Below are 20,124 nucleotides of genomic sequence, written 5' to 3'. Positions count from 1 at the left end.
AGGCTTAGGGTCGTTGTCGACGACAGCCTGGAGGATGAACCTGGAGGGCGGCGACCATGCCGGCCTGATTCATGCGAGCGGACGCACATGTCAGGACTTCTGGCTGATGGTCGGCGTGAGCAGTTCACTGAATCAGCTTAGACATCCGCTCGCGACAGACGCAGGTTGCACGCGTGCAACTCAGTCGTCTGTTTGGCTCACGCAATCCTCGGAAAGCGTGACGAAAGGACGAATCCGCGATGTCGATGAAGGAATTGGCGCTAGGCAAGGTCTATCAGTTGATTGAGCCGGGCCCGGTGGTCCTGCTGACCACCGCACGCAACGGCCGCGCCAATGTCATGACGTTGTCCTGGCACATGATGGTCGAGTTCGAGCCGCCGCTGATTGCCTGCGTCGTCAGCGATGCCGATTACAGCTTTGCCGCGTTGCGAGAGACGAAAGAGTGCGTCATCGGTATTCCGGCGACGCGTCTTGCGCGAAAAGTCGTGGACGTCGGCAATTGCTCTGGCCGCGACGTTGCAAAGTTCGAAAAATTCGGGCTGACGCCGATATCGGCCAAGCGCGTTGCAGCGCCCCTGATCGCTGAGTGCTTTGCCAATCTCGAATGCAAAGTGGTCGATGGTCGGCTGGTGAACATGTACAATCTGTTCGTTCTCGAGGTGTTGAAAGCCTGGATCGATCCAACACAAAGAAATCCGAAAACGATCCACCATCACGGATACGGCAAGTTTGTCGTCGATGGTGATGTGATCAAGCTCAAGTCGAGAATGCGATGATCGCCGGCTTCTCGACCGGTATTGGCCGCGGGGATATCCGACCGTTTGTGCGAACGTGACGAACTCCTGATCCATAGTTCTCGTAATACTCGCGCCGCCGTGGGCTGCGATAGCGCAGGCGATCGCTCCAAATGCAAACCCATCATGGCCGCTCCCGCAGCGCTTCCTCCGCGGTGGTTCCGGTGATGGCGGCGCGAACTGAAGTCCGTAGCGTCGCTCGATGTTGCGGTTGTTGAGATGCCCTGCGAAGCTCGCGACGCCGGGTTCGCTGTGGGAGATGGCTGCGAAGTTGTGAGGATTAACGCTGGGATCGTCGCCAATACGATGGTTCGCCGAGCCATCGAAAGCAATCCGTTGCGTACGGCATCTCTGCTCCTCCCGTCACCCCGCAAGGAAACTTACAAAGGGACGGTCAATTCGAATTGATCGAGGTCAACGACGTCGCGCGGATCCAGGGTCCTTCGCCGGCGTTGACTAAGGGGTGTTTTGATGCTCCGCCCATCGAGGGCGAGATCAGAGCGTCTAGCGCCGGTCGAGAAACGGTCGTTGATCGGCGAGGATCTTCTGCCGGGCGAGGGAAAGACAAAACCATGTCGTCCGATCGATTTCCGGAAAGGACGCGCTACCGCTGGTTCGTGGCGGCCATTCGATGGCGATTTCATTGCTACGCACCGCGCTGACATCGCGCGCGCCTCCCAGCGCGTGGCCCACGACCGTCTAGCTGCGACTTTGGCGGACTTGGCCGGGCGGACGAAGCGGTCCCGTCGCTTCGACGCCGAGTTCCTCTGCGAATCCCTGGCGCGCTGTGGCCGGGATGGACCGGGAGAACAACAGGACCGCTATCGCCCTGACGGTACATCAGCATACCTGCGCTTGTGGTTGTATGCGGACGATCCGGAATGCGAGTATAGTGTCCACAAGTTGATCTGGCTCATGCCAGCCGCGACAAGGCAGGGATTCCTATCACACATGGATCGGCATCTCGGAAGTCAGTTTTCGTACGCATCGTTGTTCTGGCCGGCGCTGGCTGCTGTGTCATTCAGCGAAACCGCGTCGGCGCTTGCAGCGCAAATGATGGGTTTCGGCGCCGATCGCGACCACGCCGCGCAAGAGCCGGGAGGCGCTACTCCAAGCAAGATGGCGCTTGAGTTGCATGCGGTCCGGCTCTGCGACTTTTCCACAGTCGCGAGCGGCGTTCCCACCCTGCTCTGTACCCCACTCGCGCTGCACGGAAGCCGTATTGCCGACCTCGCCACCGGGCACAGCCTCGTTGCCGCGCTCTGCGCCGGCGGAGTCGACAGGTTGTTCATGGCCGAATGGCGTTCGGCCAGTCCCGACATGCGGTTTCGCGGGATCGATGACTATCTTGCCGATCTCAACGTCCTCGTCGATCACCTCGGCGGTTCGGTTGATCTCATCGGGCTGTGCCAGGGTGGCTGGCTCTCGCTGGTCTATGCCGCGCGTTTCCCGGGCAAGGTCCGCAAGCTCGTCATGGCGGGAGCGCCGGTCGATATCGCCGCGCGGTCATCTGCTTTGTCAGCTGTTGCGGCGACCACTCCGCTCAGCATGTTCCAGGGTCTCGTCAATCTCGGCGGCGGCCGCGTCATCGGCCGCAATGTTGCGCAGTTCTGGGACGTTGATGGCGTCGACGCAGACTATGTTCGTGATTCGCTGCAGACGCTTCAGCCAACGGGCTCGCCGGAATTCAACCGGCTCAAGGCCATCTTCGAGAGCTGGAATGCCTGGACCATCGATGCCCCCGGAACATACTATCTCGAAGTCGTGCAGAAACTTTATAAGCGTAACGAGCTTGCCACGGGAGACTTTGTCGCCTTGGGACAGAAGATCAATCTCTCCCACCTGCGAGTTCCAATGTATCTCCTTGCCGGGAGTCTCGACGAAGTGGTGGCCTCGGAGCAGTTGCTGGCGGCGGAACGACTGGTCGGAACCAGGCCGGAGGATCTCCACCACAAGGTGGCGTCGTCCAATCATCTCGGACTGTTCATGGGCCGGCGCTCACTTGAGGAATACTGGCCGATGATTGCTCGCTGGCTGAAAGAGCCCGTCCTTAAGGGAGCTCTCTGACGGCATTGACTTGTATCAACGCTGCGCCCAACGGAGATAGGCAAGCTATGAGTTCATGTTGAGGAGGCCGATCATGAATGAACTGAAATTGCGTGACGATATCCGCGACGAGCTTGCCTAGAACCAATCGTGGATGCAGCTGATATCGGTGTGTTGTCGGAGGGGCACGCTGACTGGACAAGTCGAGAAACGTGCGACAGAGAGTTCGGCCTGGTCGCCCCCCGTGAAGAATGTCGGAGACCGGCTTGCGATGGAGTTCCAGTGATGACTGCGCTGCGCCGGAGCAAGATCACCTCCGGGAGGTGAATACCGAGCACTGAATGCTCTGCTGTGGTCCGCGCGTCAATTCGATGGAGTGAAGGTCATGCAGACGCCGATGGAAATAGAATATCAGGGTCTGGTTTCTACTCCCGCGGTTCAGGATCTCATCGCGGGCCACGTGATGAAGCTTGAAGCGCGTTACGGACGCATCACCGCATGCAGGATCATCGTCAAAGGTCCCGGAATGCGTCACCGGACCGGCGGGCTTTACGAGATCAATATTCGCCTGGCGCTGCCGGACGGCCGCGAGGTCATTGTTGATCGAACCCCGAAGGCGGATGAGCGTCATTCCGATTTGACGTTTGCCGTCAACGATGCGTTCAAGCGGGCGGGCAGGCAGCTGCAGGACGAGGCGGGACGAATGGAAGGAGTGGTCAAAAGTCATGAAAGGCCACCGACCGGAACCGTCGTGCGCCTGGACCCTGGCGGTGAATTTGGCTTCCTTCAATCAAGCGATGGTTCGGAAATCTACTTCCATCGCAACAGTGTCATTGACGGGGAGTTTGCCGGTTTGGCCGTTGGCTCCCGGGTCGTGTTCGTCGACGAGATCGGCGAAAAGGGCGCTCAGGCGACAACGGTAAGACCTCTCGGGAAACATGGATTGCGGGTCTGAGCTGATCAGAGAATATCGCCGCGCCGAACACGGGTCCGTATCGACAGGTGGCTGACGTCGTCAAGATCGAGCCGGTCATGCCGTTTCAGCTCGGGGCCGAAACTCGCTGAACAGCCCGGGGGTCCATCATGGAGTTTCAGCGGGATCATGCTGTCCGATCAGCCCGTCGGGCCGCTACGTCCGGCTTGAAGACCGGCAGCGATAACCGGCAGACTGAAGTCAAATGGCGTGCCCTTGAAGCCCCCGACTTTACCTGACTTTGCCGGGGGATATTCTAGAAGGCAATGTGCATTCAGGCAGTGGTGTCGTCAGAATGAGACCAGATGCAGAAAGCTCTCGCGGCAGGTCGCACCGAGCGCGTGTTGCATCTTTAGGCAGGGTGCTTGGAATAACGCTTCTTCTTGCGCTTCCGATCGCTGTGCTGGATTCGGCCTTTGGTCAGCGCCTTGACGGCTTCAACATCGTGGCGACACCGGACTATCCCTTTGGCAGCCTGTCGGCTGGTCGCGCGCTAAGCAATGCCAGGCAGCTTGGCGCTACCGCCATAGCTGTGATTCCGTTCTTGTGGCAATCGAGCCCGTCGGCATCCGACCTTGTGGCGGGAAGCGATATGTCCGACGGAGCACTGCGCGCCGCAATCCGCGAGGCACGGGGGCTGGGCTTAGCGGTTATCGTGAAGCCGCACATCTGGGTGCCGGACAGCTGGGCCGGCGCGATCGAGCCGACCTCCGAACAGGCTTGGCGTACGTGGTTTATCCGATACCGTTTGCAGCTTGAACGTATCGGTCGAATCGCCAGCGAGGAGGGCGCCGATGCCGTTGCCATCGGCACCGAACTCGCCAAGACCTCCGGACGTCCAGAATGGAAAGATGTAATCGCGGCCGCCCGCGCAGCTTTTCCGCGAACTCTGCTTTACGTCGCGCACAACACGGACGAGGCCGAGGCTATCACGTTCTGGCCGATGCTTGATGCTATCGGCGTGTCCTTGTATCCGCCGCTTGGTTCCGACGACGACCGTGCCGGACGGCTTGCCGCGATGGCAGCGGTTGCCGTACGTCTCGATGCTTTGTCGAGCCGATGGGGCAAACCCGTGCTGGTCGCCGAAATCGGGTTACGCTCGGCCAAGGGCGCGGCCGCCAAGCCATGGGAGAGTGCCGAGGAGCGCACTGCCGCTGCCGATCCGCAGCTTCAGGCCGATGTGATCGCGGACTGGCTGGCTGTACTCAACCGGCCGTCGATTCACGGAGTGCTGATCTGGCGCTGGTTCACCGACCCTGCCGCGGGCGGGCCCAACGACACCGATTTTACGGTTCAGGGCAAGCCGGCGGAAGCCGTACTGTCTTGCGCCTGGACCGGCATCTGCCGGAAGCCCTGAATCAGAATTTATACCAGGCGCCGATCACGAGGCCGTTTTCCTGCAATGCGTTCCGGCCCCAATAGGTCGAGTAGCCGCCGAGCTGCAAGGAAAGTGTTGGCGTCAGGGCATAGACCGCGCTGAGCTGGAATTTGTGATAGGCGAAGCTGCCGTAGCCCCAGCTTCCCGCGCCTTCTGAAAGCACGTTGAACGACTGCGCCAGCAGCATCCATTTTTCGGCCGGCCGAATGCCGAAGGTGATGTCGGCACGAAATTCGTTGGGCGGACCGCCCAGGCGATAGCGCTGTGCCAGCTCCAAGTCTACGAAGGCTGGAAGCGCCCCCGCCTTGAAACTGTGTCCGGCAAGGCCGCGGAGCTCGATCTCGGGATCGGTGTATCCGATCGCCGCCGGGTTGGTCTTGTCGAAGACGCCGGGTATCCGGACGATCGCCTGCGCGGATACGACCCAGGAGGCGTCGGACCAGATTCGAGCCCGGCCTCCGATATCAGTATAGCCCAGGCCGCTACGCCGTGCGCTGAATGGAGCGGCAATATCGACATGCTGCAGTGAAGGCTGGAACATGGCGGTGAACCAGTTGGTCACGCCATATTCGATCAAGGCCTGCGCCTCGTCCTTGCTGTAGCGCGGGATGGGTTGCAGCTTGCTGCCGCTGTCAAACGCGCTATTCGACTGCATCGCCGTGCCGGTGAAGACCACGGCACCCGTTCCTGCATCAAGTGTCCAGGCTCCGGCCAGGGCTGGCGTTGTCGAGCCCATCAGGCCGATCGCAAGGATGCACCGGATATTCCCCCGCGTGGCCCATGCCCTGATAGGGTTTGATGTACGCACCCCCGCACTCAAGAAAGCTAAGCACATTGGGGTACAACACGATCGCCGCCTGCTGCGGCTATTTCCGAAACTGCCGCGACTGCGCGGGTCAGCAGATGGATGCGACCGGCACCGTTGACCCGCCCTGTGACGACGGCGACGCTCGCGGTCACATGGTGTGCCGCTATCGCTTCCGGATTGGCTATCCCGAGACTCGCGACCGAGGCGCGCAACGTCTCCGCCAATTTTGCGGCGGACGCGCGCGATTGATCGGGGAGCACGAGGATGATTACTCCATCGCGGTAGATCGCTGCGACCACGCCGACAGTTGCTGCGGTTGCGCGCATCGTTGCTGCGACCCGGGCCATGATACCCGGCTCCGCACACCGCTTCGTCGTCTGATCTGCGCCGAGCCGGTCGAGCTTCAGTGCGATGATGGAGGTTTCACTGCCTGAAGGAAAATTCACGTCGGCGAGCAGGTAAGCCTCCGCCATCTCGCCGACAAACAGGCCAGTCGCAGAGTCGATCCAACTCGACGCGCGGCGGTCGCCTGATCTTGATGCCAAACTCACCAACTCGGCCTCGCGCGCTTCGCGGCGGTCGAGTTCAGCCTTCAACTTCAGCGCTGATCGAACGCGCGCCAGCAACTCGACCCGGTTCACCGGCTTGGTGATGTAGTCGGTGGCGCCAGCCACGAACGCATTGGCCAGACTGTCGGTATCTCCGAGTACCGTCACCATGATGATGGGGACGCTGCGATAGCGCTGATCGCTGCGGATGCGAGCGCACGCTTCGATGCCATCGACGTCGGGCATGACGATGTCCAGCAGCACCAGATCGACGGCCACCGGCTCCGTCGCCGCTGCGCCGATCCCCAGAAATCGATAGGCTTCGTCAGCCGAACCCGCTGTACCGACCTGTTCATATCCTGCCGCCAGAAGCATCGCTTCTGCGATGTCCCGTCCGTCTTCGGAATCGTCAATAACCAGAATACGCATGGTGAACTCCTGTTGAACCCTGATCGGTTCGATGCGTCGTGGGCGTGGCTTGCTACAATGCCGTCTGGGTCCGCGCGAACAATCGCCAGCCGGCCTTGTCGTAGATGAGCCGATACCCCGGGACACCACGCCGATAGAGCAGAGGGAAAGCCTTGTTCAGCCGATCCTGTGCGCCAACGCCGATCTGCGGATCCGGTACGGCCACAAACGGAGCGTCGATATGGGAAAACAAGATCCCAAGGCTGAACGCTTCATCGGATGGTGACAACAATCCGCGGGCCCCGCCGCGGCCCACGACCACCGCCGGCGTGTTCAGCGTATCGGCGAGAATGCCGTCATGTCCCAGCGTGGCCTTGCCAAGTTCAAACGCCGCGGCGCGTTCGGCGTCGACGTTGCCTCCTTCGAATGCAATTGCAACGTTGACCGTGCCGCTCGGATCGGCAATCGCGAGACCGGCTATGCCTCCGAACCAACCGAGGACGAGCATCGCCAACACGACGCCCAATCGCCTGCGTATCGGCGGCATATGAATGATTGCGACCGCCGCGAGGATCGGCGGCATCACCGCAATCGCGGCGGGATCTCCAAACAAGCCGGTCGTGACCGCGAGACCGGCTGCCAGCACGGCCATCGCAACAAATACCACGGTGGGCGAGAGCAGCGGCCTGAGCCGCCAAATCGAGACCGTCGCGACTGGGACGATGGGGGCGCCGATCAGCGTCGCTACGATCACCACGATTCCAGCATCGAGTGCGAGCGAACCGGTCAGTCCGCGTCCGAACAGATTGGCAGAACCCGCTGCCCACGTGGCGATGCCTTCGGTCGGCGCGACCAGGAAGGTCCAGCCGCTGCCGGGAAATATCCAGGACATGTAGGAGAAAGCCGCAACGCAGAATAACGTCGGAAACAGCAACGCGAGCAGAAGGTTCAGTGGATTCTTCGAAAGAAATCCTGGATGGATCGAGAGCGCGAAAAGCGGAACAGCGGCGCAGGCCATCGCCGCCCCCATCGGATGAGAGAAGCTCAAGCCGAGCAAAGACAGGGCGACGGCCATCACCTCAGGTGCACCGCTGCGGGCGCGCAGGGCGAACAGTGCGCTGCCGAGCAAGAACAGAAAAGCCGCGAAGATCATTTCGGCGGGGCCGGCGATCGCGGCGCGCAGCACCGCGGGGTGCAGGGCGATCAGAAAGACCATCAGCGTCCGGGCGACGCCCGGCACGCCGATGCGCCGAAAGGTGGCGAGCAGCCCGCCGGCGAACAGCGCAAGAACGATGGCGGTCAGCAAGACGGGGGTCGGTGTGCCCGCCGGCGTCAGGGTATCGAGCAGCGTCGTTGTCAGGAAGGGAATGGTCGGATAGGCAGCGAGCATGCGGCCGATCGACATCTGACCTTGGCCCGCTGTCATCGCACTGGCCCACAACGTCACCGCGTCATTGGGAACGAGACCCGCCGTCGCCGCGCTTCGCGAGACGGCGAACACGACAGCGCAGGCGATGAGCATGACTAGTGTGACCGGAAGGGCGTGCTTCATGCGACCGCCTCCCGCGCTTGAGCCAGTTCACGGACGACATGCTTTGACACGCCATGGTGCGTCTTCTCCCAATAGAACGGGTTGCGCAGCAATTGCCAAAGTCCGCGATAAGTGGCTATCGAGAGAATGGCCCAATAGCCGAACGCAGTGAGGCTGTAGGGGATCAAGTCGAGCCAGCCGCGCCGTATTGGCGCCAGCATGTTGAGAAACATCAGCGCGCCGTTGCCGGCGAGGAGATTGAACAGGCTCAGAAACAGCAACGGCTCCGGGAAAACGGCTTCAAGGCCGCTGACCGCGGCGATCATCCAGGCAATATAGAGCAGCCAGAACAGCGGATTGAGCAGGCCGGAAAGCACGGTGCCGCCGATGAAGAAGACGAAGCCGAGGAAGCCAAGCGGCCCAATCATACGCATGAAGCGGAGCGGACGCCGGGTATGAACCAGAAAGGTCTGCATATATCCCTTCATCCAGCGCGAGCGCTGCCGAATCCAGTTGCCGGCGTGGCAACTTGCCTCCTCGAACGTTGTGGAATCCACGATGCCGACGCGGTAGCCTTTCTGCGTGAGACGCACCCCGAGATCAGCGTCCTCCGTGACGTTGAAGGGATCCCAGCCGTGCAGTTCGCGCAGCACTTCGATCTTGAAATGGTTGGACGTGCCGCCAAGCGGGATCGGAATGTTAAGGCGGTCCAGACCTGGCAGCATCTGGTCGAACCAGAGGCCGTAGTCGAGCGTGAACATGTGCGTCAGCCAATTTTCGCTGAAGTTGAAGTAGCTCAGGCTGCACTGCAGACATGCGGTGTTGGCTGAGGATTTCCGGAACGTCGCGACCACCTTGCGAAGCTGGTCCGGTTCTGGCCGGTCCTCGGCGTCGTAGATCACGAGGAATTCGCCGCGGGCGAACTGCAGCGCGAAGTTGCAGGCCTTCGGCTTGGTTTGCGGGTGCGATGGCGGCACGCGGATGATCTCGAATATGCCTTCGAGGCCGAGCTTGGCCGCGACCTCGATGGTTTCGTGGTCGCTCGCCTCCAGCACCAGCTTGATGTCCAGCTTACCGAGCGGATAGTCGAGCTCGCGCAGCGCCTGCGCCAGCATCGGTAGCATCGCCGGTTCCTTGTACATCGGCACCAGGACGGTGAAGACCGGCAGTTCTTCGTCGCTGAGCGCGCGCGCCTCGATTGCGATGGTTTCGTCGGCTGCGCGCGCCCCTCCGAATAGGACAAGAACGCCCTTGAAGACGAAGTTTCCAAGGTAGAACACGCTCATCGCCACATTGATCGCAATGAGTGTCGTGACAGGTGACAGCGCTAGACCAAGCAGGGTCAGGCTGAGCAAGGCATAACCGAAGATGACTTGCGCGGGGGTGAAGACGCGCTGTGCTGAGAGCTCCGGGCTGAGTTCAGCGAGTTCATAGATGGCACGAGCAGATAGCGCTTCGTCGAAGGCGGCCTGCACCGCCCAGATGATGTCGAACTTGGTCGCCACAACAAACGTGACATCGGTCCCCCACCGTTCTCTTGCGAAGAGCACGGTGTCGGGTCCTGGTGCGGCGGTCGCGATCAGCAATCGTCCGTCACTGCGCTTCCAGGGGATCATCAGTTTGCGGGCGTAGATGTCCGCATCTGCCTCCAACACGAGGTCGAGATCCGGCGGCTCGCGGATCAGATCGACAAATTTCAGATCATAGTGATACGCGACGGCCTGGTAATACACCGCCGGCTCGGCCCAGTTGCGCGACAGGATGGCGTTGCCGAGGCCGACCTGCCAGGCTTCGGAGAGGGCGATGGCCTCGTCGAGTTGACCGAGGGTGAGCACACGGCGCGCGACGAGGATGTCGCCCAGCGCGCGGTCGGAGGATGATATCGGCTGCATCTGGAAGGCCTATTCGCCGACATTGCCGGAGACTCGGCGGCGATACATGCGCTGAGCCAGGATCAACAACGCAATAGTCGCAAGCACCCAGGTAGCGCCAACGATCCAAGGCCAGAAACGGTCGAGCTTGGTCGTCCACGATCGCTGATCGAGGTAGGCAACCCGCAGCAGAGTATCGCGATCGGTCGAGAGCGCGAGCGCGACGCCGCTGCTGTCGAGGAATGCGACGTCGCCGCGGTCAAGGTTGGTTGCGGACGCCGTCGATAGCGATCCATCGCTGGTAAGGGGGTGAATCCACAATCCCGGATGGTTATTCGAGGTGACGATCTGTGCAACCGCACCTGTAATAAGTCCGCCTACATCGAGCAGAACGCGGTCGTTGCGGTCGGCGATCGCCACCCGGCCGCGATCGAAGCGCATGCGCTGCACGGCCCCGGCGGGAGGCAGGTTGCCGATCGAAATGAATGGCGCAGTTGGTACGGGAGACGTTTGGGAGTCCACATACCTCACTTCGATCGGCGTCGTCCGGTTCGAGAGGGCGCTCAACACGTCCGACAACGAGCCCAGGAAAGACAATGGGTATTCTGCTGTCGACGCCGGCAGCAGCACCTGGATGCCGGCGGCCCACAACGTTGCCAGATCGGAGAAATCCCGCGCGACCGGTCCCGCTTGCGACAGAGCAAGCCGACTGGAGCCGAGGATCTCTGCCGGGTAACCTTGCGGTTCGAAGCGGCAATCGCCTTGCGAACTGCGGCGTTGCACGACCGCCCTGATGTTCGCAACCGAGCCGACCAACCCATCAGGAAGCGCAAAATCGAGTCGCGTCGGCTCACCGATCGCGGCGACGGTGCTCGCGAGCAGGCGTTCATTGACGAAGACGCTCACGACCGCCTTTTCGCCGGCACCATCGGGCGCAACCATGATATCGAGTGCAATGCGCGACGGTCGGGTACCGCCGGGCAATGAACGGGTGGCAATGGCAATCGCAAGCTCGGTGCGGCCGAATACCTCAGCTTGCGGCGGCGTCAGGCCCAGTGCATCGAAGCTGATCCAATCGGTCGCCGGTCTGGACGCCGAGACCTGACCCACAAGGGCCGATGATGTTTCGCGCAATGCCGCGAGCGAAGGATTTCCGAGCAGTTGGCCGACGCGATACGACGCAGAATCCGTGACGAGCAGGATCGGCACGCCGCCGATCCTGGCAGCAGCAAGCGTGCTCTCGATGGGAGCGCCGGCAGTCGTGCTGACGAGCGTCGTGACCGGTGCATCGAGTTGATCCGCGATTCTATCGAAGGCGCCCACTACGATCAGCCCGCGCGTCCACCGTCGCTTGTTGTCGCGCTCGACCAGGTCCGGCACGGCGTTACGGCCATGAAAGAAGGTCACTTGCCGTCCGGTCGCCGTCAGCGCGCGCGAAATGGTGAGTGCGGCGGCGATATCCGATGCTGGCGGTGAGGGGTTGGAAAGCAGTACAACGACCTCTTTCGGCATCATGGCGGCGGTGGCCGCGATGTTGGGCGTACCGAAAACGCCGATCGCGAATTCCATCGTCGACTCAGGTCGTATGGTCAGGCTATCGCCGACATAGCGGACGTCGATACAGCGGTCCTGCGTCGCCGCGCCTGAATACACGAACGAGAGTTTGAGAAAGCCATCCCGCACGGTCGCATTCACAAGTGAGATACGCGCGGTACGGCCAGGACTCTTGCCGTCCAGCGCAAGCGCAGCTACGGAACGGTCGTTGACCAGGATTTCGAGGCTGCGCCGGGCTTCGTGGGCGCTTACATCGTCATAGGTGAGGACCAGTTCGGCAAGACTGAGTTCAACGCCTTGAGGCACTGGGATATAGACCTCGCGACGGCCGCCAAGATTGGACAGCCGGAAGCCATTGGGAAAGCCGGCGTTCGCGAACGGCATGCCAACCAGCAGGGACTTTTGCGTCAACCCTGGGATGGCGCTTTGCGGCAGCGCTCCGACTGCAGCGGCGCTCTGAATTGGTGAGACAAACCGAACCGGCTCGGTCGGAGCGACATTCGGCCGCTTTTGCTGCGCCTGGGCCGACGATGCCAGCGCTGCGATGAGCGCCGCCAAAAGGACATGTACGAAATACGCCACAATACTAACTCCGATTGATAACGCCAATATAGTTCACTGCACAGTCGTGATCCGCAGCCGCAGTTTCATTTCAAATCATTCGGTCTCTGTTCTCCAAGTGTTGATCAACGGTCGGCTGCAAAAGTTACTTTTGCCCGCACGGCTGGTTACGTACGACTACATAGTCGGAGCGACGTGCGGCCGGTCTTGATCTCTGACTGGGTAAGCGAGCGGACGTTTGAGGCGTCATATGTGAGGCGGGAGCCGGCGCGCAGCACCTTCCGGCCGACTACGTGCTCGTACCTAAACGAGCTTTATCGCCTCGTTAAGCCGTCGTTCGTTCGGTGGGCCGTGGCAGGTGGATGTCGAGGTCGACGGTGACGAATCCCTATTACCTCATCACCGATAGGTCGAATGCTGATGCTTCAAGACAGTCGCAACGTCAAAATGGAGAGCGGGCAACGGTAAAACTGAGATCGAGCAATCCCACTCCAAGAAGTCTTCTGGTGGACGATGACTCCCGGGTTCTTCCGGTGGCCGCCGGCGGAAGCGTCCGGATGGGATTCGATGTTCAAACCGCGACCAACGGACTCCGGGCCCCGATCACGTCCGGCGAGTAAGAGCCAGACAGTCTTCTTATGTGCACTTGGCTTAGCTGGGCGGTCTCTGCACGCTCGCTTGCCTTTATGAAGTCGGCGAGAAGAAGCCGAGACGTCATCTTACATGCAGAATGGTGACGCCGACCGCACGTCTGCGCCGCCACCTCGAGCTTGAAGCGGCTTATCCGGGAGCGAGCAAGCATCTCGTGGCTGGTCGCGACGGATCTCGGCGCTTGATTTCCATGCTCAACGTGCTGGCGCACGGGACCGTGTTCGGACGAGGCGACACGTCGCTCATCGCAGCGCTTACCGACGCTGTGCCCGCGAGATCGATCAATCGACGACGCTTGGAGCGGTCGGCGATGCGAGGCGGCGTCGGCCCGGATCCACCATGTCCTAGGGATCAAGATCCCCAGCACGACTGGCGAGCGCGATCAGTGCCCGCGCTCATACATTAACTTCAGCTCCGATGCGGCGATATCCCGAAGGTGCTCGAGGGCCGTCTTCAGGTTCTGGACCTCTTCATCCGTGAGTGCACGCTTTTCCTGGTAGGCCTGCATCAGGGCGGATTCAGCCGCGCGAGCGGCGTCGCCGGTCGCCGCAAACCCGACCGTCGGTCCGACTCCGCAAATGTTGTGAAGACAGCGATAAGAGTCCTGAACATGATCGATCTCGCTGCCTTTGCCACCTGACATGCGATCGGCCGCGATCATTGCGACCTCGATCTTGTTTTCCAGCGACGTCGCGAATCGCTGTCGCACCTTTGCGATGCGCAGTTCGAATTCGTCAGCATACATGCGTCCCTCCTTCGCAAGGTCGCGGTGGCATCGTTTGGATCGATAGTCTTCTCGGCAGTCATTAAGTGCCGGTCACGTTTTGTAGTTAATGTGATGCGCGAAAAGTACCTAGGTGTTAGGGCGGGTGAAGCGACGGATACCTGCAGCGTCTTTCCTCCAGCGCGAAAGATCGCAGCTGCGTCGCGCAACTTTCCGGAAAGACGGATCAGCTATGAGCCGTCTACGGGTTTGTACGGAAGGAAAAATTAACTGGCTGAAGAGGGCGTAACGGCAGATTCATGTGAGCAACGAAAGCAGGCAGACCAGTGGGTAGCCCGTTACTTCATGTTGGCATTGAGATGCGCAAGCCTGCGAGACCACTCACGCGTGTCCTCGTCATCGACGATGATTGCAGCGTCAGCACCGCGATCCAGGCCATACTGGCAGGTCGTCACTGCGAGACGGCAATTGCTTCGCGCGCCTACGCCGGCATTCGCGCGCTGCAGCAATCGATTTTTGACGTGGTGATGCTCGATATTTTCATGCCCGGGCTGAACGGACTTGACGTTATCGAGCACATCAGGCGCAGCTCGCTGATCCCAATTATTGTCATGTCGGGCTTTCGACTCCGAAGCTCGACGGAGTCTGTGGACTACCTCGGCCTGGCAAAGCAGCGCGGCGCCACATTATGCATGCCAAAGCCATTTCAGGCTGTTCAATTGATCGAGGCAGTTGAGTCGACTCTGTGTTCGCCGTGTCTTGCCGAAGGACCTCGATCTTGACGCAGATGGAAAAGCCGGCGGCCCTGCGGCTGATCCAGGGGCCCGAGGGTACCACGGGATTGTCGGACGATTTCGGCATTGGGAATCTCTCCTCTGTACGCGCGCGGACTTCCAGTGAGGTCGGTGCCGCGATGGTGCACAAGCTCAACGGGCCCATGACGGCTTTGATGCTTTACATTGGGGTCATTCACGAAAACAGAGAACGAATCTGCGTCTCGGACCGTGAAAGTGAATGGTTGAAGCGGCTCATTGATAACGCCTTCCGCGAAGCCGAGAGGATTTGTAACCTTATCCATCATATGGGGGACTGTTTCGAGGCGCCGATCCCCAAAGAAGAAGCAATTCCGGTCGCTCGCGATGCGATCGCGTGGTGGTCGAGGACGGGCACTCCAGACAGCAGATCGTCGCTCGGCGCCGATAGCCCGGCGGGCGAAACCAATCCTTCCGCTGCGACGCCGCTGACGCCACGCGAGCGACAGGTGCTGCGGCTTGTTGGCGAGGGTTGTTCAAACAAGGAAGGCGCCAAGCTGATGAATATCAGTTACCGCACATTCGAATGCCACCGAGCACAGGTCATGCGAAAGCTGGGAGCCAAGAATGCGGTGGAGCTTGTCCGGATGATGATGCTGCGGGGAAATGCACCGAGCGGCTCTGCCGAAGCTGGGCGATAGGCGGGGCGGGATGCAGGAGCGCTCGATTGCCGCGAGCAGGGCCTGCACCACCGAGCTTGGTTTAGGCGAGCAGTCATCCCGGCGGTTCGTCAATGAAGAGTCTAGCGATATTGGCGAGGGGACCGTGATCGATCGCATCGGCAAGCGGCGGCCGTCGATGGGGTTCGTGTGGCCGCTTCTAGATGCGTTTCACAAATCCGGAGGCCGTACGCGTCCAATGCGGTCGCGGCTTATCCGAATTGTCTTTATCCCGGCTGCACCCGCCCTCGTTGGCCTGATACTCCTCACAATCGGTCTCTATCACAGCGAACGCGAACAATTGTCACAAAGCATGTTCGCATCGGCCACGACACTGGCCTCGGCACTCGATCGCGATCTGGTTGGAATCATAAGTGCCGCTCAGGTTCTTGCCAGCTCACCGTCGCTCGCGGCCGACGATTTGGCGGGCTTCAATCGCGAGGCCAAGGCGATCCTTCCGCGACTCAATGGGTACGGCCTTGTGCTCACAGACGCGACCGGCCGGCAAATCGTCGATACGATGAATCCCATTGGAGATGCGTCGACGGAGCACGCCGATCTTGCGAGCCGGAAAAAGGTGTTCGAGACGGGCGAGCCGTCTATCTCCGACCTCTTTATCGGACCGATCACAAAATCGCCGGCGCTGTCCGTCGATGTACCGGTGTTTCGGGACAATCAAGTCAGATATGCCCTGGGTGTGGCCGTAGCACCGGCCCGACTGGACGATTTGCTGCATCGTCTGGCGTTGCCGCGGGGGTGGGCCGCGACTGTCATCGATTCATCGGACGTCATTGTCGCGAACTCGCGTGACCCGGCGGTGATCGGACGACTTCCACCGGCACGACCGCCGACGGCGGATCAGTCGCAACGTGGTTTGATTGAGACCTATCGACCCGACGGCTCGCTCGTATTCGTGGGGTTTAGCAAGTCGGCCATATCGGGATGGCATGTCGCGATCAGCGTGCCGGTCGACGAATTTTCGCGACGCCCTAACGCGATTCTTCTTATCGGTGGTATCGGCATGCTCGGCATCCTGCTCGTTGGATTGATGCTGGCCGCGTATGAGTCGGCCCGTATCGAGCGCGCTGTGGGGAATCTCATCATCCCGGCGCTCGCGTTGGGTCGCGGTGATACGCCCAGGGCTTCGGTGTCCGGCATCAGCGAAGTCGACAATGTGGCGCAGGCCCTCGATCAGGCGCATCAGCTTCTGCAGCAGCGAACGGACGAACGTGACAGCGCCAAGCTGAGCATCGCGGAACGAAGTCTCGCCGACGAAATGTTCAGGCTGGCCGTCGAGGCCTGCCCGAACGGCATGGTGATGATCGGCGGCGACGGCAACATCATGATGGTCAACAGCGAGATCGAACACCAGTTTGGCTACTCGCGCGGAGAGCTCATTGGGCTGAGTGCCGAGGTTCTGGTGCCGGAGCCGCTCCATGCGCAGCATGTGCTTCACCCCTCCAATTCGGTGCGTCAAAAGGGATCCCGTCCGATTGAGGACGGCTGCGATCTGTTAGGAATACGGAAGGACGGTACCGAATTTCCCATCGAGGTCCGCCTCAATCCGATCCAGGATGGTGCGCATCTCCTGGTGCTTGCGGTGATCGTCGACATCAGCGACAGCAAGCGCATGGAGCGGCTGAAGGATGAGTTTGTCGCGACCGTCAGCCACGAACTGCGGACGCCGCTGACGTCGATTGCCGGATCTCTCGGTCTGCTGGTCGGTCAATGGTCCGACAGCCTGCCGGAGTCCGCGACACGTCTGGTCTCGATTGCGCACAAGAACATCCAGCGGCTGGTGCGCCTGATCAATGATATCCTCGACATCGAGAAGCTCGAGTCAGGGCGTGTGATATTCAACCTCAGTCGTGTAGGAATAGGGCAGGTCGCGGCGCAGGCGATTGAGGATAATCGCGGCTTCGCCCGGGAATACGGGGTACAGATTCGGCTCGGTGCGCGGTCGGCCGACGCCGAAGTCAATGCCGATCCGGATCGTCTGACTCAGGTCATCACGAACCTGCTTTCGAATGCGATCAAATTCTCTCCGAAGGGGTCGGAGGTGGTCGTCAATGTGGAAAAGCGGGGCGATGTCCATCGGGTTTCGGTACGCGACCATGGTTCGGGAATTCCGGATGAGTTCAGACTGGACATTTTCGAGAAGTTCGCCCAAGCCGATGGGACCAATTCGAGGAGCAAGGGAGGGAGCGGGCTCGGCCTCAGCATCGTCAAACAGATCGTCGAGCGGCTCGGCGGTCATGTCGGTTTCGACGATGCGCCCGGCGGTGGCACGGTGTTTTATGTCGACCTGCCGGCATGGGACGGCAGCGGCGACGAAAGCGATGTCGAGGTGGAGGCGTCACCGCCGCGGCTCCTGGTCTGCGACGACGATCCCGCCGCCGCGAAGGCGATCCGCGCGCGGCTGCGCCGGGTCGGATTCATGGTGGATTTTGCCCACACGCCCGAGACGGCGATCCTGCGCACCGCCGCAACCCGATACGCAGTGATCCTGATCGACCTGAAGCTTCGTGACGCCGACGGCATTGATCTGATCGTGCAGATGCGAGCCCAACCGTCCCATAGCGTGACGCCGATCGTTGTAATCTCTGGCGATCCCGACCGCGGGCGCAGCGATGCGCGCGCGGCCGGATTGAATATATCGGAGTGGTTCCAAAAGCCGATCGACTTCGGACGTTTGACCCGAACCCTGTTGGTCGCGGCCTCACCGACGGCCCACGCGGTCGCCAATTCTTCATTTCGATGACGACCACGATGTGCTCGATCTGGTAGGTGGCAAGCTGAGCGCCATGGCGGAGGTGATATCCGCCGACAGCATGGAGAATGCGCGTGCTTGCTCAAAAGCGTTTATGTTCACCTCGTGGTGCCCGACATCGGACCAGGCGAGAATTCCGGCCTCGATCTCGTGCCGGATTGTCGCGATCTGACCGGCAGCGCAATTGCGGTCATCATCTTTTCCGCGCATGCCGCGAGTGTGTCCTGTGACCAGGTCGACCCCGCACTACCGATGAGAGGGGACCGCTTGAGCGTCTGGCGGAGAAGGTTCGTGATCGTCTGGCGCTCCTGCCAGGATAGGTTCAGAGGGGCATTCAATGACCAATATTCGGACTCTCCACGTCGATGATGAACCCGATATACGCGAGGTGGTCGAGATTTCGCTCAGTCTCGATCCAGCTTTCCTTCATCGAAGCTGCGAATCGGGTGCGGACGCGCTTGCGGCAGCCGAGGAGTGGGGCCCAGATATCATCCTTCTCGATGTCATGATGCCCGTCATGGACGGTCCGGCGACATTGAGAAGGCTGCAACAAAATCCAGAGACCGCGGGGATTCCTGTCGTCTTCATGACGGCGCGCGCTCAAAGCCGCGAGATCGATCACTTCCGTGCGCTCGGCGCCGTCGGCGTGATCGCTAAACCATTCGATCCGATGACGTTGGCCGCAACGGTGCGCAGCTTCTTGCAGCCGCCGACCTGTCATCCGCTAAAGGATCGTAGGGCCGGTTTTCTGTGCCGCGTCCAGCGCGATTTGGCTTTACTGCTCGAGGGCCGCGATGCGCTGAAGGCGGGGGCTGCGACGCCACATATGCTGGACCAGATAAGACATATCGCTAACGGCCTGTCAGGTGCTGGCGGCATTTACGGATACGTTGAACTCAGCAACGCAGCGGCGGCACTCGAAGATGCGGCTATCGCGGAAATTGCCGGCGATGGCTCGGACGCCACGCTTTCGAGCACGCTCGACGAGCTCATCGTGCGTGCTGGAGCTGGAGATCTTGAGGCGGCAGGAGTTCGACGTCATCAAGGCCATGCACCGGGCGCTGGAACGCGAACGCCTGGCGGGAGGATCGACATCCCGACCGCTACGTAGCGCGCCGTGAGAGCACGACCGAGCGCATCATGGCGCCAAGCTTCGTTCTGACGATCACGCGGCTCAGAGAGCGCCAGGTACCGCGAAATCGATGCGCGTCCCGGATCACGTGCATATTGTGGTCGACCACAGCGGCGGTCGAGATGCTCACTCTTGTCGCTCGGAGGACGGCGTCCTGGTCGCGAGGAACCAATTGCCCGACAACGAGGTTGCTATCAGGTCGGACTGGCCCCACTATCCGGCGACGCCGCACAGGAGCCCCCGAATGAGCAAGCGTAAGTCGAATAGCTCCCATAAGCCGGCCGCCGCGAGACCTAACGTCGCGAAGCCCGCATTGATGCCGAAGCGCGCCGACTCGGTCGCCGGACTCGCAAGCTCGGAGGGAGAGGAACTCCCGGTGGTTCCGGAGACCGAAACGAGGCTGCAGGAACGCCCCGGCCAGGAGAGTGAAACGAGACTGCCGCCGGTTCCACCTCTGGAGCTCGATGCCGAGACAGCGCTCCCTTCTCAACTCGCCGAGCTGAAGCCCGACGTCGTCCCGCCGCCTGTCGAAGCTTTGGCAGAATCAAATGAATCCGAGCGCACTGCGACGGGTGAAGACAGGACGGCCGGTGCCTCGCCGAAGACGGACGGACCGCGGCGGCCGGCCGCCGGCATCGAGGCCTACCAGGCACTGTTGATGGAGATGACGCGGCACAATCTCGACTTGGCTGCCAGCTTCGCCTCGATGCGCTCGCCCCTCGACCTCCTCGGTGTCGCGACGGAGTTCGCCGGCAGACGGATCGACATGTACGGCAGGTTCACGAAGGCTGTCGCCGACATCGCCACGGCGCCGGATGCCAAAGCTCGATGACCTGACCAGTCCCTGGATGCCGCGGCCGGCCTGCACGGATTTGCGCGCTTCTGAAAATGCGATCGTGCTCTC

At 61.0% G+C, this 20,124-nt stretch carries 16 protein-coding genes; 9 read left to right on the top strand and 7 right to left on the bottom strand.

Translation table 11 applies throughout. The features are described 5' to 3' along the window. Window positions 1–245: 245 nt before the first annotated feature. The 4 genes from LQG66_RS17540 (at window position 246) to LQG66_RS17525 (ending at window position 5,170) form a co-directional block, all read left to right on the top strand. On the top strand, window positions 246–776 hold the full coding sequence (locus tag LQG66_RS17540) for a flavin reductase family protein (RefSeq protein WP_231327835.1): 531 nt from the start codon (window positions 246–248) through the stop codon (window positions 774–776). Window positions 777–1,745: 969 nt separating this feature from the next. Continuing rightward, window positions 1,746–2,861 carry an alpha/beta fold hydrolase gene (locus LQG66_RS17535; protein WP_231327438.1) on the top strand — a complete coding sequence of 372 codons (1,116 nt, stop codon included), beginning with the start codon at window positions 1,746–1,748 and terminating at the stop codon, window positions 2,859–2,861. A 364-nt stretch (window positions 2,862–3,225) separates the two neighbouring features. Further along, window positions 3,226–3,795 (top strand): HPF/RaiA family ribosome-associated protein, encoded by a 570-nt coding sequence (locus LQG66_RS17530; protein ID WP_231327437.1) that lies wholly within the window; start codon window positions 3,226–3,228, stop codon window positions 3,793–3,795. 418 nt (window positions 3,796–4,213) lie between these two features. Next, window positions 4,214–5,170: a glycoside hydrolase family 113 gene (locus tag LQG66_RS17525; protein WP_231327436.1), complete on the top strand. Its 957-nt coding sequence runs from the start codon at window positions 4,214–4,216 to the stop codon at window positions 5,168–5,170. Between the two features lies 1 nt (window position 5,171). Here LQG66_RS17525 and LQG66_RS17520 read toward each other — a convergent pair whose 3' ends face one another. The 6 genes from LQG66_RS17520 to LQG66_RS17495 form a co-directional block, all read right to left on the bottom strand. Beyond that, a complete protein-coding gene (locus LQG66_RS17520) occupies window positions 5,172–5,927 on the bottom strand; it encodes a hypothetical protein (RefSeq protein ID WP_231327435.1) in 756 nt (251 codons plus the stop codon). A gap of 89 nt (window positions 5,928–6,016) precedes the next feature. Then, window positions 6,017–6,976, bottom strand: a complete 960-nt coding sequence (locus LQG66_RS17515) for a response regulator (RefSeq protein WP_231327434.1) — start codon at window positions 6,974–6,976, stop codon at window positions 6,017–6,019. Window positions 6,977–7,028: 52 nt separating this feature from the next. Next, window positions 7,029–8,507 carry a hypothetical protein gene (locus tag LQG66_RS17510; protein WP_231327433.1) on the bottom strand — a complete coding sequence of 493 codons (1,479 nt, stop codon included), beginning with the start codon at window positions 8,505–8,507 and terminating at the stop codon, window positions 7,029–7,031. Then, on the bottom strand, window positions 8,504–10,378 hold the full coding sequence (locus LQG66_RS17505) for a glycosyltransferase family 2 protein (RefSeq protein WP_231327432.1): 1,875 nt from the start codon (window positions 10,376–10,378) through the stop codon (window positions 8,504–8,506). The genes LQG66_RS17510 and LQG66_RS17505 overlap by 4 nt, the downstream gene beginning before the upstream one ends. Before the next feature lie 9 nt (window positions 10,379–10,387). Next, window positions 10,388–12,493, bottom strand: coding sequence for a cellulose biosynthesis cyclic di-GMP-binding regulatory protein BcsB (locus LQG66_RS17500; protein ID WP_231327431.1), 2,106 nt, complete (start codon window positions 12,491–12,493; stop codon window positions 10,388–10,390). A 1,012-nt stretch (window positions 12,494–13,505) separates the two neighbouring features. Continuing rightward, a complete protein-coding gene (locus LQG66_RS17495) occupies window positions 13,506–13,868 on the bottom strand; it encodes an Hpt domain-containing protein (RefSeq protein WP_231327430.1) in 363 nt (120 codons plus the stop codon). 338 nt (window positions 13,869–14,206) lie between these two features. Between LQG66_RS17495 and LQG66_RS17490 the strand changes: the two genes are divergently transcribed. The 3 genes from LQG66_RS17490 to LQG66_RS17480 are packed head-to-tail and all read left to right on the top strand — an operon-like array spanning window position 14,207 to window position 18,079. Next, window positions 14,207–14,629, top strand: coding sequence for a response regulator (locus LQG66_RS17490; RefSeq protein WP_231327429.1), 423 nt, complete (start codon window positions 14,207–14,209; stop codon window positions 14,627–14,629). Window positions 14,630–14,634: 5 nt separating this feature from the next. Then, window positions 14,635–15,300: a helix-turn-helix domain-containing protein gene (locus LQG66_RS17485; protein WP_231327834.1), complete on the top strand. Its 666-nt coding sequence runs from the start codon at window positions 14,635–14,637 to the stop codon at window positions 15,298–15,300. Window positions 15,301–15,310: 10 nt separating this feature from the next. After that, complete coding sequence (locus LQG66_RS17480; protein ID WP_231327428.1) at window positions 15,311–18,079, top strand: ATP-binding protein; 2,769 nt, start codon at window positions 15,311–15,313, stop codon at window positions 18,077–18,079. Here the strand turns inward: LQG66_RS17480 and LQG66_RS17475 are convergent. Further along, window positions 18,068–18,298: a hypothetical protein gene (locus LQG66_RS17475; protein WP_231327427.1), complete on the bottom strand. Its 231-nt coding sequence runs from the start codon at window positions 18,296–18,298 to the stop codon at window positions 18,068–18,070. The genes LQG66_RS17480 and LQG66_RS17475 overlap by 12 nt on opposite strands. A 127-nt stretch (window positions 18,299–18,425) precedes the next feature. Between LQG66_RS17475 and LQG66_RS17470 the strand changes: the two genes are divergently transcribed. Then, window positions 18,426–19,199 carry a response regulator gene (locus tag LQG66_RS17470; protein ID WP_231327426.1) on the top strand — a complete coding sequence of 258 codons (774 nt, stop codon included), beginning with the start codon at window positions 18,426–18,428 and terminating at the stop codon, window positions 19,197–19,199. 337 nt (window positions 19,200–19,536) lie between these two features. After that, window positions 19,537–20,052 (top strand): hypothetical protein, encoded by a 516-nt coding sequence (locus LQG66_RS17465; protein WP_231327425.1) that lies wholly within the window; start codon window positions 19,537–19,539, stop codon window positions 20,050–20,052. Window positions 20,053–20,124 lie beyond the last annotated feature (72 nt).

Source organism: Bradyrhizobium ontarionense (genome assembly GCF_021088345.1).
GTDB lineage: Bacteria > Pseudomonadota > Alphaproteobacteria > Rhizobiales > Xanthobacteraceae > Bradyrhizobium > Bradyrhizobium ontarionense.
Note: the sequence above shows the minus strand (reverse complement) of the source record. Positions and strands in the feature narration are given on the sequence as shown.